Source organism: Zoogloea ramigera (assembly GCF_006539865.1).
Taxonomy (GTDB): domain Bacteria; phylum Pseudomonadota; class Gammaproteobacteria; order Burkholderiales; family Rhodocyclaceae; genus Zoogloea; species Zoogloea ramigera.
The window spans coordinates 163785-177024 of sequence record NZ_BJNV01000006.1 but is presented as its reverse complement, the minus strand read 5'-3'; the positions used below and the strand labels follow the sequence as shown (position 1 = coordinate 177024).

Sequence of the window (13240 nt, the reverse complement as noted above, 5' to 3'; positions counted from 1 at the left end):
ACAACGGACATTCATCATGGAATTCTTCCGGATCCACAAAGACATCCCCTTCATGAAGCACGCGCTGGTGTTCAACGTGATTTCGTTGGTCACCTTCCTGCTCGCGGTCTTCTTCCTGGCCACCAAGGGGCTGCATTTCAGCGTCGAGTTCACCGGTGGCACGCTGATGGAGGTCAGCTACGCCGAAGCCCCTGCCCTTGAAAAACTGCGCGACGCCCTCGCCAAGGAAGGCTACCAAGACGCCCAGGTGCAGAACTTCGGCAGCTCCCGCGACGTGCTGATCCGCCTGCCCAACCGGGAAGGCATGGAGACCGGCAAGGTCAGCGAGAAGGTGATGGCCAGCCTCAGCGCCCTCGAGGGCGGCAAACCCGAGCTGCGCCGGGTCGAGTTCGTCGGCCCGCAGGTCGGCAAGGAGCTCGCCTCCGACGGCGCGATGGCGCTGCTGCTGGTGATCGGCGGCATCGTGGTGTATCTGGCGATGCGCTTCGAGTGGCGCTTTGCGGTGTCGGCGATCATCGCCAACCTCCACGACGTGATCATCATCCTGGGCTTCTTCGCGCTGTTCCAGTGGGAGTTCTCGCTGCCGGTGCTGGCCGCCACGCTGGCGGTGCTGGGCTACTCGGTGAACGAATCGGTAGTGGTCTTCGACCGGGTGCGCGAAACCTTCAAGAAGAAGCGCGGCCTCACCACCCCGCAGGTGCTCGACCACGCCATCACCAGCACCATCAGCCGCACCATCATCACCCACGGCTCGACCCAGATCATGGTGCTGTCGATGCTGCTGTTCGGCGGCGAGACGCTGTACTACTTCGCGCTGGCGCTGACCATCGGCATCTGCTTCGGCATCTACTCGTCGGTGCTGGTGGCCAGCCCGCTGGTGATGTGGCTCGGCGTGTCCCGCGAGCAGTTCATCCAGCCCAAGAAGGAAAAGCAGGAAGCCGTCGTCTGACGAGGCCGCGGCCGATTGCACAAAGGGCTGCCCGCGGGCAGCCCTTTTTCATTGCGGGCGCCAGGTGTTCAGCCTTCCACCAGGCGCCCCGAAGCGAGCCGCAGGCTACGGCCACAGCGGGCCGCCAGCGCGTGGTCGTGGGTGACCAGCACCAGGGTCGTGCCCGATTCGGCGTTCAGCGAGAACATCAGCTCGATCACCGCCTCGCCGGTAGCCACGTCGAGGTTGCCGGTCGGCTCGTCGGCCAGCACCAGCGCCGGCCGCGGTGCGAAGGCCCGCGCCACCGCCACCCGCTGCTGCTCGCCCCCCGACAGCTGGCGTGGGTAGTGCCCGAGCCGCCCGGCCAGGCCAACCCGTCCGAGCCAGGCCTCGGCCTCCCGGCGCGCATCGCCACGGCCGGCGAGCTCGAGGGGCAGCATCACGTTCTCAAGGGCCGTCAGCGCCGGCAGCAGCTGGAACGACTGGAACACGAAGCCCACGCAGGCCCCCCGCAGCGCCGCGCGGCCGTCCTCGTCGAGGGCGAACAGGTCCTGCCCGCGGATCCTCACCGTGCCGCTGCTCGGCGAATCCAGCCCGGCCAGCAGGCCGAGCAGCGTCGACTTGCCGGAGCCGGACGCCCCGACGATCGCCACCGCCTCGCCGGGCGCGATCGCAAACGAGACGTCTTCGAGGATGTGCAGCAGCGGCCCACCGTCGGCAGTCACGCTGCGGCACAGGCGGCTGACTTCAACCACCGGCGCGGCAGCGGGCGGGGTATCACTTCGACCAGGGTTCATTGTCATCAGGAGATTCGGGCCGGGCCCGGTGGCGCAGTCGGACCCCGATTATCGCCCGGCGTGGCAGCAACGCGGCAAGTGCCGTGGCCCGCCCGTGGCGGTAAACGAACTGAAGGCAACCCGCAGGCTGCCTTCAGTTGCGCTACCGGATGGACGAGGGTCAATCCACGTGGTAGTTGGGCGCTTCCTTGGTGATCTGCACGTCGTGGACGTGGGACTCGCGGATGCCGGCCGAGGTGATCTCGACGAACTCGGCGCGGCTGCGCATCTCGTCGATGGTGGCGCAGCCCACGTAGCCCATGGAGGCGCGGAGGCCGCCCATCAGCTGGTGAATCACCGCGGTCACCGCGCCCTTGTAGGGCACCCGGCCTTCGATGCCTTCCGGCACCAGCTTGTCCACGTTGCCGTCGTTCTCCTGGAAGTAACGGTCGGCGGCGCCCTGCTGCATCGCACCCAGCGAACCCATGCCGCGGTAGGACTTGTAGGACCGGCCCTGGAACAGCACGGTTTCGCCCGGCGCTTCTTCGGTGCCGGCGAACAGGCCGCCCAGCATCACCACGTTGGCACCGGCCGCGATGGCCTTGGAGATGTCGCCGGAGTAGCGGATGCCGCCGTCGGCGATCATCGGCACGCCGGAACCGGCCAGCGCGGTGGCGACGTTATCGACCGCGGTGATCTGCGGCACGCCGACGCCGGCCACGATGCGGGTGGTGCAGATCGAGCCGGGGCCGATGCCCACCTTGACGCCGTCGGCACCGGCATCCACCAGCGCCTTCGCGGCAGCGGCCGTGGCGATGTTGCCGCCGATGACCTCGACCTGCGGGAAGTTCTTCTTGACCCAATTGACGCGGTCGAGCACGCCCTGCGAGTGGCCGTGGGCGGTGTCGACGACGATCACGTCGACGCCGGCCTCGGCCAGCAGCGCGGCCCGCTCTTCGGTGCCGGCACCGACACCGATCGCCGCGCCGACGCGCAGACGGCCGAGGCCATCCTTGGAGGCGAGCGGGTGCTCGGTGGACTTCATCATGTCCTTGACGGTGATGAGGCCGGCCAGGCCGCCTTCGTCGTTGAGCACCAGCACGCGCTCGAGGCGGTGCTTGTGCATCAGCGCGCGGCCTTCTTCGAGGCTGGCGCCTTCACGGACCGTGACCAGACGCGACTGGGGCGTCATGATCGCCGACACGGGCTGGTCGAGATTGGTCTCGAAGCGGGTGTCGCGGTTGGTGACGATGCCGATCACCTTGCCGTTTTCCACCACCGGCAGGCCGGAGAACTTGTGGGTGCGGGTCAGGTTCAGCACCTCGCGGACCGTCATGGTCGGCGGGATGGTGATCGGGTCTTTGAGGATGCCCGATTCGAAGCGTTTTACCTTGGCCACTTCGGCCGCCTGCTGCTGGGGGGTCAGGTTCTTGTGAACGATCCCGATCCCACCCTCCTGCGCGAGCGCAATGGCGAGGCGTGCTTCGGTGACGGTGTCCATGGCTGCGGACACCAGGGGAATATTCAGGGTAATGTTGCGCGTGAGCTTCGTCTGAAGGCTGACGTCGCGCGGGAGAACGCTCGAATGGGCGGGGATGAGAAGGACGTCGTCAAACGTCAGCGCCTTCTGGATCACTCGCATGGCTTTAATCCCTTGAATCAAATCCGTATTATACGTAGCTCGCCGGCTTGCGGCAAAAGCTTTGTCCTGATGGGGTACCCAATGTTGCACAAACTTCCGGCCGTCGTGCTCACCCTTGCCGCCACGGTCGCCTACGGCCAGGAAATCTACAGCTGGAAAGACGCCAGCGGCGGCGTGCATTACTCCGACATGCCGCCCGCCGAAGCCAAGGTGAGAACCCTGCGCAAGGCCCCGCTGGCGCCCGAGAAGGCTGCCGCGCCCGCCGACGGCCGGCCGGCGCCTCCGTCGCTGGCGGAGAGGGAGCTTGCCTTCAAGAAACGCCGGGCCTCGACGGCCGAGGCCGAAGAAAAGGCCAACAACGAGCGTACCGCCACGGATGCCCGCCAGAAGGAGTGCAGCGAAGCCAAGGCGCAGTTGCTCGCCATGCAGGACGGCCAGCGGGTCGCACGCTTTGTCGAGAACGGCGAGCGCGTGGTGCTGGACGACGCCGAGCACGAGGCCGAGGTCGAACGCCTGAGCAAATACGTCGCCCGCAACTGCAAATAGGGCTGCCGGCTCCGGCCGCCCTGCCCCGGCCTCTTGAGTAAAGGCCGGGCCGTTTCAGATTTGATTGCGCCCTGCCGGGGGCGCGCTGGTCGAAGCCCCGCCCGGCAATCAGCCGGCGGTCTCCTCGGCCGGCCCGCCACCCTTCTTCATGACCTTGCCCTCCTCGGCGCGCTTGCGGCGCACGTCCTTAGGGTCGGCGATCAGCGGGCGGTAGATCTCGACCCGGTCGCGGTCGCGCAGCACCGTGTCGCCCTTGACCAGCTTGGCGAAGACGCCCAGCTTGTTAGTTTTGGCGATGTCGATCTCGGGGTGCTTCTGCAACAGGCCGGACGCCTCGATGGCCCGCTGCACGGTGCTGCCGGCGGGCAGCTTGAGACGGACGATCTCCTGGCGCTCGCACAGGGCGTAACAGACTTCGACGTTGATCGAATCGGGCATTTCAGGCCTTCCCGCCATAAACCTGGCCGGCACGCTTGACGAAGGAATCGACGAAGGTGTTGGCGATATGGTTGAACACCGGCCCCACCGCCTTCTCGATGAGGCGGCTGGAGAATTCGTAGTGGAGATTGAACTCCACCTTGCAGGCCGCATCGCCCAGCGGAATGAAGTTCCAGGAGCCGTCCAGGTGCGTGAAGGGCCCGTCGGTCAGGCGGATCAGCATGTGCGACGGATAGTGCTTTTCGTTCTCGGTGCTGAAGTGGGACTTGATCCCGTGGTAGTTGATGTGCAGGGTGGCCCGGGTGATCTTCTCGTCGCGGGAGTGCACCTCGCTGCCTCCGCACCACGGCAGAAACTTCGGGTAGTCCTCGCAACGGTCGACCAGATCGAACATCTGGGCCGGGGTGAATTCGATCAGTACGATTTTCTTGACGGCTGCCATCGGGACGCGGCGGGGCTACCGAGCTGTTAAAATCAGCGATTTTACGCGCCCCTACGAGCCTACGCCAATGAGCATCATCGACAACCGCAAGGCCTTCCACGATTATTTCATCGAGGACAAATACGAAGCCGGCCTGGTGCTGCAGGGATGGGAGGTCAAGGCCATCCGGGCCGGGCGCGCCAACATCAAGGAAAGCTACGTGGTGATCCGCGGCGCCGAGATCTTCATCGTCGGCATGCACATCACCCCGCTGGAGTCCGCCTCGACCCACATCACCCCCGACCCGACCCGCACCCGCAAGCTGCTGCTGCACGCCGAGGAGATCGCCAAGCTGATCGGCAAGGTCGAGCGGGCCGGCTACGCGCTGGTTCCCCTCGACCTCCATTACAGCAAGGGCCGCGTGAAGATCAGCGTGGGCCTCGCCAAGGGCAAGAAGCAGTTCGACAAGCGCGAAACCGAAAAGGAACGCGACTGGGATCGGGAGAAAGCCCGGCTGATCCGCGCCAAGGGCTGAAGCCCCGGCGCTTCTCAAGGAAACGCAGGGCCGCCCCAAGTTTCCTTTGAAACCCCACGGCGGGCGGGGCGAAGCCCGGCCCTGGGCGCTCAGGGATACTCGGGGCCCGCCTCGAGCTCGCCCAGCGCCCACTCCATATGCAGGCGCTCCAGGGCGTCCACCGGCTGGCTGGCCGCCGCCTCGGCGCACAGGGCATGGGCGTGGCCCGACTGGGCGCCGCCCAGAACCATCAGCGCCGCGCGGGCATGTTCGGCCAGGACCACCGATGACTGGGGATGCAGGGCCCGCGCCGCCTCGAAGTGGTCGACGACCGCCTCCTTGCGCACGCCGTAGGTCAGTGCCCCCACCACGCCGCCGACCTTGTCGATCACTTCGGCGTTATAGACCCCCAGCACCACGTGGGCCCCCGCGTGCCCGGGCTCGAGCTGCAGCGCCCGGTGCAGGCTGTCGCGCACCTTGCTGCCGAGCCCCTGGGAGAGCGCCTTCACCACCGACAGATGCTGGCTGTAGCGCACCAGCGCGGCGCCATGGGCGTACCAGGCGTTGGCCCAGTTCGGCGCCAGCCGGAGCAGCGCCGCCGCCGACTCCACCGCCTCGCGCAGGATCGACAGCCGCCGTACCGGGTCTTCCTCAAGGTGCGCGGCATAGACGGTGGCCGCCCGCGTGGCCACCACGAAACCCACCGGCCCGGCCAGCAGCCCGCGCTCCACGGCATCGGCGAAATCGCCGGCATGAAAACTCCGCCACGCCTCCTCGACCATCGGGACGAGCGCCCGTGGGTCATCGGCATGGGGCTCGAGGGCGGGGTTGGCCCGCAGCAGCTCGAGGAGGTTATCGACGGTCGGGTAGGGCTCCCGATCCGCCCGGTGAAGACGGCACCAGTTGGTGAGCAAGGCGGTGCCGCCATAGCGATAAACCCGGTCGCCATAGGGAAAGCGCTTCCAGGCGAGCCGCGGCACGACGGACGCGTCGGCGGACTCCTTCACCCCGTGGCGCGCGCGGCGCAAGGCCCCATGCCAGTCAAAGGTCAGATGCATCAGCTGTATTCTCCCTCGGGCAGCCCGCCGATTTTTGTCGTTCCGGCGAAACCGGACGCAGTGGCGGGTCTGTTGCCGGCAGCCAGGGCCGGTTCGGCAAAGCTTAGCACCGTCGCCCGACGTGCGCATGGCGCAGTGCGGCGTAAAGCAGCTCAGGCCGCTCAGCCCGCCGCGGCATCCATGAAACGAGCCAGCACGATGTCGCGCCCGGTGACACCCCCCGCGTCGTGGGTGGTGAGCACCACCTCGACCCGGTTGTAAACATTGCGCCACTCCGGGTGATGGTCCAGCCGCTCTGCCATCAGCGCGACCCGGCTCATCCAGCCGAAGGCGGCGTTGAAATCGGCGAAGCGGAAGACCTTGCCGATCGCATCCCGCCCCGGCACCGGCGCCCAGCCGGGCAGCCCAGCCAGGGCCTCGGCCCGCTGGAGTTCGTCCAGTCTTGTGGCATCCATCGTCATCCTCCGCCTCAACGCAACGAGAAATCGACCCGGCTGACCTTGGCCTTCGGCTGCTTGCCGTCGTCACCTTCGTGGGTGGACAGCACGAACACCCGCTCGGCCGGCACCTGCCCCTTGTCGAGCAGCCAGGCCTTGACCGCCTGGGCGCGCTGCTGGCCGAGCAGGCGCACGTCCTCGTCGCTGACCTTGGTGTTGGCGAGGATCAGCTTTTCCATTTCGGCCACCGGCAGATCCTTGGTGAGGCCGACCATGTTGCGCGGCTTCGGAAACTTCTCGTCCTTGTACACGCGCGTCAGCAGGGCCGGATATTCGCCCGGCGACACCGTCACACGGCCGTCGTCGGCGAGGGATTCGCCCTTCTTCGCCATGTCCTTCACCTTCAGGGCCTCGACCTTGCCGAGCAGCGTGGCCCGCAGCAACCCGTCCCGGTCGGTGGCCGGATCGACGCGGCCGGCGATCTCGAGCTTGAGGCCCGGCTTGTCGGCCATCACCTTGGCAATCGACTTGAGCTTGTCGTCGGCGGCCGGCCCGAGGCGTGCAAAGCCGGGCTCGAAATCCAGCCACGCGAGCTCCTCGGCGTTACCGCCGAAGATCGAGCCCAGCAGCGCAAAGGGTGAGGTGATGGCCTTGGTGATGAGGTTGACGATCACCTTCACCACGATGCCGCCGACGCTGAACTGCGGGTCGTCCAGCGAGCCGCCGACGGGCAGGTCGAGGTCGATCTCGCCGCGGCTGTTCTTGAGCAGCGACACCGCCAGCAGCACCGGCAGCTTGAGGGCGCTGGGGCTGTCCACCTTGTCGCCGAAGGTCAGCTGGTCGAGGAAGACCTGGTTGGTGGCGGAGAGCTTGCGGTCCTCGATCTTGTAGCCCAGCTGGGCCGACAGCTTGCCCTTGTCGATGCCGTAGCCCACGTACTTGGCGGCGTAGGTGGACACGCTGGAGAGCTCGAAATCCTTCACCGAGGCGCGGATGTCCAGCGCCCGGTCCTGCCGGAAGGGGTTGAGCCTGCCGACGATCTCGAGGGGCGCCGAGTTGTCCACCTTGCCGCGCAGGTCGAGCTCGGCGATGGTGTTGGGGTCGGACGACAGGCCGGTGAGCCGGCCGCCCATGCCGGTAAGGTTGGCGTCGTAGTTGGGCTTGATGAAGCGGTCGCTGTAGGCGATGTTGCCGCCCTGCAGCGTGATGCGCTTGATGCGCACCGGCGGTGGCGGCTCGGCGGGCGCCTTCACGGTGGCCGCAGCCTTGCCGTCGGTGGTGGCTTTCTGTGCCAGCGCGTCGGGCGCCGTGCCGTTGGCCTTGGCGGCACCCGCCGCGGCCTTGGCCTCGTTGGCGCGCTGGGCGGTGATCTCGCGGAGGTTGAGGCCGCCCTGGGCGTCGAGGATCAGGCGGGTGTAGAAGTCGGTCAGCGCAATGTCGTCGATGCTCACCGCCAGCGGCGCCAGCCGCACATCCACCCCGCCAAAATAAAGCGACTTCCACTTGAGCAGGTCGGTGGCGTTGAGCTTGTCCACCGACGCGAAATCGCCCAGGGTCACGTTGCCCTTGAAGCTGCCCCTGGGGCCGGCGCCGGCCGGCAACTCGAAGGCCAGCCGGCCGCGGGACGTGAGCTTGCCGCGGGTGATGGCGATCTTCACCTTCTCGGTCACGTAAGGCTGCAGCATCGTGATGTCGACGGCCTTGAGGTCGAGATCGAGGTTGCCCGCCAGCGGCGCCAGGCCCAGCGTGCCCTTAACGCCGAACTGGCCGCGCTTGTTGATGCCGGCCTGCAGGTTGAGCTTCGCCTTGCTGCCCTTGGCCGTCGACAGGCCATCGACCCGCAGCGTGAGCGGCTCGGCGTTGAAAACGATGGCCGGCGCGAGGGTACGGTCTTCCACCCGCAGGCCCCAGTCGTCGAGGGCCACGTGCTTCACCTCCACCAGCCAGGGCGGGCCGCTGGCTTCGGGCCTGGCGGCGGTCTTGCTGGCCGGTTTGGAGGCCGGCTTGCCCTCCGCCGCGCCGGCCAGGCGCTGGGCGTTGAACAGGCCGTCGGCGGCGCGGATCAGCACCACCCGCGTCGCCTTGCCGTTCACCTCGCCGATGGCGAGCTTGCGGGCCGCGGTGTCCACCGCGGTATCGCGCAGCTCGAGCAGCCCTACCCTGACGAGCTCGGTCTTCTCGCCCCTCAGGCGCAGCCCGAGATCCTTCAGCGCCAGGCGCTCGGCCTTCAGCTTCACCGCAGGGCCGGCGGCGTCCTGCGCGAAATCGTAGGCGAGCCGCCCATCCACCTTGCCGGACAGCAGCTCGGCCTCCTTCATCGCGGCGGCCAGGTAGAGCTTGTGGGCCGGCAGGTCGAGGCCGCTGAGTTCGAGCTGGCCCGCCGCCTTGAGGGGCGCGAGGCCCAGGCGGCCCTGGTGGGCGAGCTTTTCGCCAGCATCGGTGCTGAAACCGAAGTCCAGCTCGGCCGGCGCAGCGGCCGGCAACTCGAGCTTGCGCAGCGAGACGTCGAAATCCTGGATCGTCTTGTGGAAGGGCCCAGCGGCGAGGTGGTCGGTGACATCGATCCGCCCGCCACTTATCTTGAACTCGCCGAGCTTCACGGCCAGCGGGGCGGCCTTTTCGGCGGGCTGGCCGGCGGCTGGCGCGGGGGCTTCCGGTACAGGCGCAGCGGCGGGCTTGGGGATCAGCAACAGCAGGCTGATGCGCCCCTCCCGGTCGCGGCTCACGGTGACTTCGGGTTTGTCCAGCGTCACGCTGGCGATCGCCACCTCTTTGCTGAGGGGCGCCAGCCGGTCGATGGCCACCTTCAGCGACGGCAGCTTGATCGCCGGCGCGCCGTCGGCGTGCTGGACTTCGACCGCCTCCAGGCTCACGCCGCCCTTGATGTTGAGCGCCGGCGTGCCGCCCGGGGGCTGCTCGAAGCTGGCCTCCAGGCTGGACGACAGGCGCGCGCTGGGCAGGCGGAAGGTTTTCTCCACCGGCAGGTAGGCCAGGTAGCGGGTCAGGTCGAAGCCTTCAAACTTGAGGTCGACCACCGACTCCCGGTCCGCCGCGAAGGGCTTGGCCTTGCCGCGGATCTCGAAGGGCGTGTCGTTCACCTTCATCGCCAGCAGCGGCTCGACGAAGGTCTCGACCTGGGACGGCAGGTTGGAGACGAAGGGCACGCCCAGCTCCAGGTCGGCCACCACGTGCTTCAGCCCCGCCGGGCGGTCGTCGAACTCGATGCGGCCCTTCTCGATGCGGATGTTATGCACCGCGAAGTGGCTCTTCGCGCCGTCGTCCGGCTTGGCGAGCATCTCGTCGATCACGTCCGACCAGTTGTAGCGCTGGCCCTCGAGGCGCTGCACACTCACCATCGGCTCGACGAGCTTGACCTCCTGCACCACCGCCCCGCCGCGGAAGAGCGACTCCAGTTCGACGTTGGCGTACAGCGAGGCAAAGCTCAGCGCCGTCGCCCCGCCCTCGCGCTCCAGCACCCGCAGGCCGCGCACCTCGGCCGACAGGGCGTAGGGGTTGATCGACAGGCCCTCGATGCTCACCGGGCGATGGAGCAGCTCGGAGAGCTTGGTCTCGGCCACGGATTTAACCAGCGGCGGCGCGACGAGAAAGCCCGCCACCCCCACCAGCGCCACCGCCCCGACGCCCCACAGGGCGCGGCGCAGCCAGCGGCTGCCGGTGGGCTTGCCCGGGCTGGCACCGGGCTGGGTTGTCTGCTTCATCTTGCGTGTCCTTTGTGCTGGGCGCCGTGGGCGCCTCAAGTGCCGATGGCTCCGTCGCCCTGGGCGGCAATGCGTCGCCAGGCCCCTCTGGATGCGAGCCGTCAAGGCACCAAGGGTGCGACCCGCAGGGGCGACTTTAGTCGCCCGCGGAGGCCAGACAAGGGGTCTGCCCCGGTTTGACCGGCGGAGGGCGACTGTGAAGTCGCCCCAAACAAATACCTCCACACCCCCGATGCTTCGCCTGCAGACGGGCATCAGCCATGGCTGAAGCCTAGCAGCCCGGCGCGGGGCTGAGAATGGTGTTCTGCGCAGGGTTTGCCGTAAAGCAAGCCACGGACTATCCTCCGCGGCCGCTTTGACTTATTTTTACACCGCCCCATGAGCGCCCTGCCCCACTCCGCCGCCAGCCGCCACTTCGACGTGATCGTGATCGGAGGCGGCGCCGCCGGCATGATGTGCGCGGCCCGGGCTGGCCAGCGCGGGCGCAGCGTGCTGATCATCGACCACGCCACCAAGCTCGCCGAGAAGATCCGCATCTCCGGCGGCGGCCGCTGCAACTTCACCAACCTGGACGTGGGCATCGCCAACTACCTGTCGCGCAACCCGCAATTCTGCCGCTCGGCCCTCAGCCGCTACACGCCGGGGCATTTCATCGAGCTGGTGAGGCGCCACGGCATCGCCTGGCACGAGCGGGAGCATGGCCAGCTGTTCTGCGACGACTCGGCCCAGGACATCATCGACATGCTGCGCGCCGAATGCGGCGACGGCCACGTGAGCTGGGCGATGCCCTGCAAGCTCGAAGGCATCGAGCGAAGCGACGGCGACGCGGCCCGCTTCGTGCTCGCCACCAGCCACGGCCAGTTCAGCTGCCAGAGCCTGGTGGTGGCCACCGGCGGGCTGGCGATCCCCAAGATCGGTGCCTCGCCGCTGGGCTACAAGATCGCCGAGCAGTTCGGCCTGGCGGTGGTCGCCCCCAAGCCGGCGCTGGTGCCGCTCACCCTGCCGCCCGAGGAGCTGGCGATCTACAAGGAGCTCGCCGGGATGGCATTCGATGCGATCGCCGAATGCGGCGCCGGGCACTTCCGCGAGAACCTGCTGTTCACCCACCGCGGGCTGTCGGGGCCGGTGATCCTGCAGGTGTCGTCCTACTGGCAGGCGCGGGATTACGGCGGCGACGACGGCAGCAGCCAGATCACCATCAACCTTTTCCCGGCCCAGGACGTGCGCCAGTGGCTGGCCGAACACGCCCGCAGCAAGGCCCTGCTGGGCAACCTGCTGGCCGAGCGCCTGCCCCGCCGCTTCGCCCACGCCTGGTGCGACGCGCGCAACTGGAACCGCCCCACCAATCAGTTCAACGGCAAGGAGCTCGACGCCATCGCCACCGCCCTCGCCGGCTGGCGGATCAGCCCCGACGGCACCCTCGGCTACGCCAAGGCCGAGGTCACGCTGGGCGGCGTGGACACCCGCGCCCTGTCGTCGAAAACCATGGAAGCCCGCGAGGTGCCCGGGCTCTTCTTCATCGGCGAGGTGATGGACGTCACCGGCCACCTGGGCGGCTACAACTTCCAGTGGGCCTGGGCCTCGGGCCACGCCGCCGGGCTGGCGGCATGAGCCGGCCCGGTGGCATCAGCGGCCGGCAGCGCGGCTTTCGATGAAGACCTGGATCGCCCAGGCCAGCTCCTGGGAGAGCACGCCCTGCCAGGGCGGCATGTGGGTGACGCCGAGGATCACCTTGCCCTGGCGCACGGTGCGCGCGAAATAGGCATCGTTGTCGGCCTGGCAGCGGGCCTTCAATGCCGGATCGGCGATGCGCCGGCAGCCGCGATCGAGCTTGCGCAGGTCGGGCGCCGGGGCGGCGTTGGTGCTGGCGTCGACGCCGTGGCAGCGGGCGCAGGCCTGGTTGTAGGCGTCGCGGCCGATGGCGACGGCCTCGGCGGCGGCCGGCTGATGGCGGTAGGGGTTGGCGGCCAGCCAGACGGCGCCGAGGGGCGGCAGGCTGCCGGCCTGCACGTCGGGGGCGACGGCGACCTCCTGGGCGGCCAGGGGCTGCGCAGTCAGCGCGAGGAACAAGGAACCAAGCAGTAAATGGCGCATGTCGGCCTCACCAGTCGGTCGGGCAGCCGGTGCAGCCCTCAAAGTCCGCTTCCTGGAACACAGCGAAGCGGCGGTAAGCGCCGGTGAGATCGGCGTCGCGCAGATTGACCGAGAACATCTTGGCCTCCTGAAGGTTGGCATCGACCAGCCGCGCGCCGCGGAACCAGGCGTAGTTGAGCTTGGCCGCTTCGAGGTTGGCGCCGCGGAGGTCGGCCTGACTGAAGTCGGCCCGGAACAGCCGGGCGAACTCGAGATCGGCGCCCACCAGCCGGGCGCCGCGGAAGGTGGCGGTGGGGGCCGCGGCCTTGTTGAGGCGGGCCGCGGTGAGGTCGGCCCCATCGAAATTGGCGCCGGCCAGGTTGGCGCCGCGCAAGTCGGCGCGGGCCAGCCGGGCGCCGGAGAAATCCGCCCCGGCCAGGTTCCTGCCGGCCAGGTTGGCGTGACGCAGGTCGGCGCCGCGGCACTGGGTGTGGGGCCACAGGCCGCAGCCATTGATGACCGGCGGCTCGGTGGCATCGGCGGCCTCGTCGGCTAGGGCCGGCAGCGCCTGCAAGAGCAGGGCGAGGATGGCGGGCGTGGCGGACTTGGCGATTTTGCGCATCGTCGGCAAACCTCGGCGTTGGGCACACGTCAAAAAGGAAGCGGGGCCGGAATCCATGCAACCGGC

13 protein-coding genes are annotated in these 13240 nt (G+C 68.2%); 4 read left to right on the top strand and 9 right to left on the bottom strand.

Going from position 1 to position 13240, the window contains the following annotated elements; genetic code table 11:
* Positions 1-16: 16 nt before the first annotated feature.
* Positions 17-949 carry a protein translocase subunit SecF gene (gene secF, locus ZRA01_RS02645; RefSeq protein ID WP_141349203.1) on the top strand — a complete coding sequence of 311 codons (933 nt, stop codon included), beginning with the start codon at positions 17-19 and terminating at the stop codon, positions 947-949.
* 68 nt (positions 950-1017) lie between these two features.
* Here secF and ZRA01_RS02640 read toward each other — a convergent pair whose 3' ends face one another.
* Positions 1018-1731 (bottom strand): ABC transporter ATP-binding protein, encoded by a 714-nt coding sequence (locus ZRA01_RS02640; protein WP_141349202.1) that lies wholly within the window; start codon positions 1729-1731, stop codon positions 1018-1020.
* 154 nt (positions 1732-1885) lie between these two features.
* Positions 1886-3346 (bottom strand): IMP dehydrogenase, encoded by a 1461-nt coding sequence (gene guaB / locus ZRA01_RS02635; protein WP_141349201.1) that lies wholly within the window; start codon positions 3344-3346, stop codon positions 1886-1888.
* Between the two features lie 81 nt (positions 3347-3427).
* Here guaB and ZRA01_RS02630 point away from each other — a divergent pair, with 81 nt between their 5' ends.
* Complete coding sequence (locus ZRA01_RS02630) at positions 3428-3892, top strand: DUF4124 domain-containing protein (RefSeq protein ID WP_170182885.1); 465 nt, start codon at positions 3428-3430, stop codon at positions 3890-3892.
* A gap of 108 nt (positions 3893-4000) precedes the next feature.
* On the opposite strand, the gene ZRA01_RS02625 is transcribed toward ZRA01_RS02630, so the two are convergent.
* Both ZRA01_RS02625 and ZRA01_RS02620 read right to left on the bottom strand, forming a co-directional pair.
* Positions 4001-4330: an RnfH family protein gene (locus tag ZRA01_RS02625; protein ID WP_141349199.1), complete on the bottom strand. Its 330-nt coding sequence runs from the start codon at positions 4328-4330 to the stop codon at positions 4001-4003.
* Position 4331: 1 nt separating this feature from the next.
* A complete protein-coding gene (locus ZRA01_RS02620) occupies positions 4332-4772 on the bottom strand; it encodes a type II toxin-antitoxin system RatA family toxin (protein ID WP_141349198.1) in 441 nt (146 codons plus the stop codon).
* A gap of 67 nt (positions 4773-4839) precedes the next feature.
* Between ZRA01_RS02620 and smpB the strand changes: the two genes are divergently transcribed.
* Entirely contained in the window at positions 4840-5286 is a 447-nt protein-coding gene (gene smpB / locus ZRA01_RS02615; protein ID WP_141349197.1) for an SsrA-binding protein SmpB, read from the top strand.
* Positions 5287-5375: 89 nt separating this feature from the next.
* Here smpB and ZRA01_RS02610 read toward each other — a convergent pair whose 3' ends face one another.
* The 3 genes from ZRA01_RS02610 to ZRA01_RS02600 form a co-directional block, all read right to left on the bottom strand.
* Entirely contained in the window at positions 5376-6323 is a 948-nt protein-coding gene (locus tag ZRA01_RS02610) for a tetratricopeptide repeat protein (RefSeq protein ID WP_218028640.1), read from the bottom strand.
* A 161-nt stretch (positions 6324-6484) separates the two neighbouring features.
* The gene (locus ZRA01_RS02605; RefSeq protein WP_218028639.1) at positions 6485-6778 is read right to left on the bottom strand and encodes a 4a-hydroxytetrahydrobiopterin dehydratase; all 294 of its coding nucleotides are present in this window, start codon (positions 6776-6778) and stop codon (positions 6485-6487) included.
* A 14-nt stretch (positions 6779-6792) separates the two neighbouring features.
* Complete coding sequence (locus ZRA01_RS02600) at positions 6793-10479, bottom strand: DUF748 domain-containing protein (RefSeq protein ID WP_170182884.1); 3687 nt, start codon at positions 10477-10479, stop codon at positions 6793-6795.
* 378 nt (positions 10480-10857) lie between these two features.
* Between ZRA01_RS02600 and ZRA01_RS02595 the strand changes: the two genes are divergently transcribed.
* Positions 10858-12090: a BaiN/RdsA family NAD(P)/FAD-dependent oxidoreductase gene (locus ZRA01_RS02595; protein ID WP_141349194.1), complete on the top strand. Its 1233-nt coding sequence runs from the start codon at positions 10858-10860 to the stop codon at positions 12088-12090.
* A 15-nt stretch (positions 12091-12105) separates the two neighbouring features.
* Here ZRA01_RS02595 and ZRA01_RS02590 read toward each other — a convergent pair whose 3' ends face one another.
* Both ZRA01_RS02590 and ZRA01_RS02585 read right to left on the bottom strand, forming a co-directional pair.
* Positions 12106-12573, bottom strand: coding sequence for a c-type cytochrome (locus tag ZRA01_RS02590; RefSeq protein ID WP_141349193.1), 468 nt, complete (start codon positions 12571-12573; stop codon positions 12106-12108).
* A 7-nt stretch (positions 12574-12580) separates the two neighbouring features.
* Complete coding sequence (locus ZRA01_RS02585; protein WP_141349192.1) at positions 12581-13174, bottom strand: pentapeptide repeat-containing protein; 594 nt, start codon at positions 13172-13174, stop codon at positions 12581-12583.
* Positions 13175-13240 lie beyond the last annotated feature (66 nt).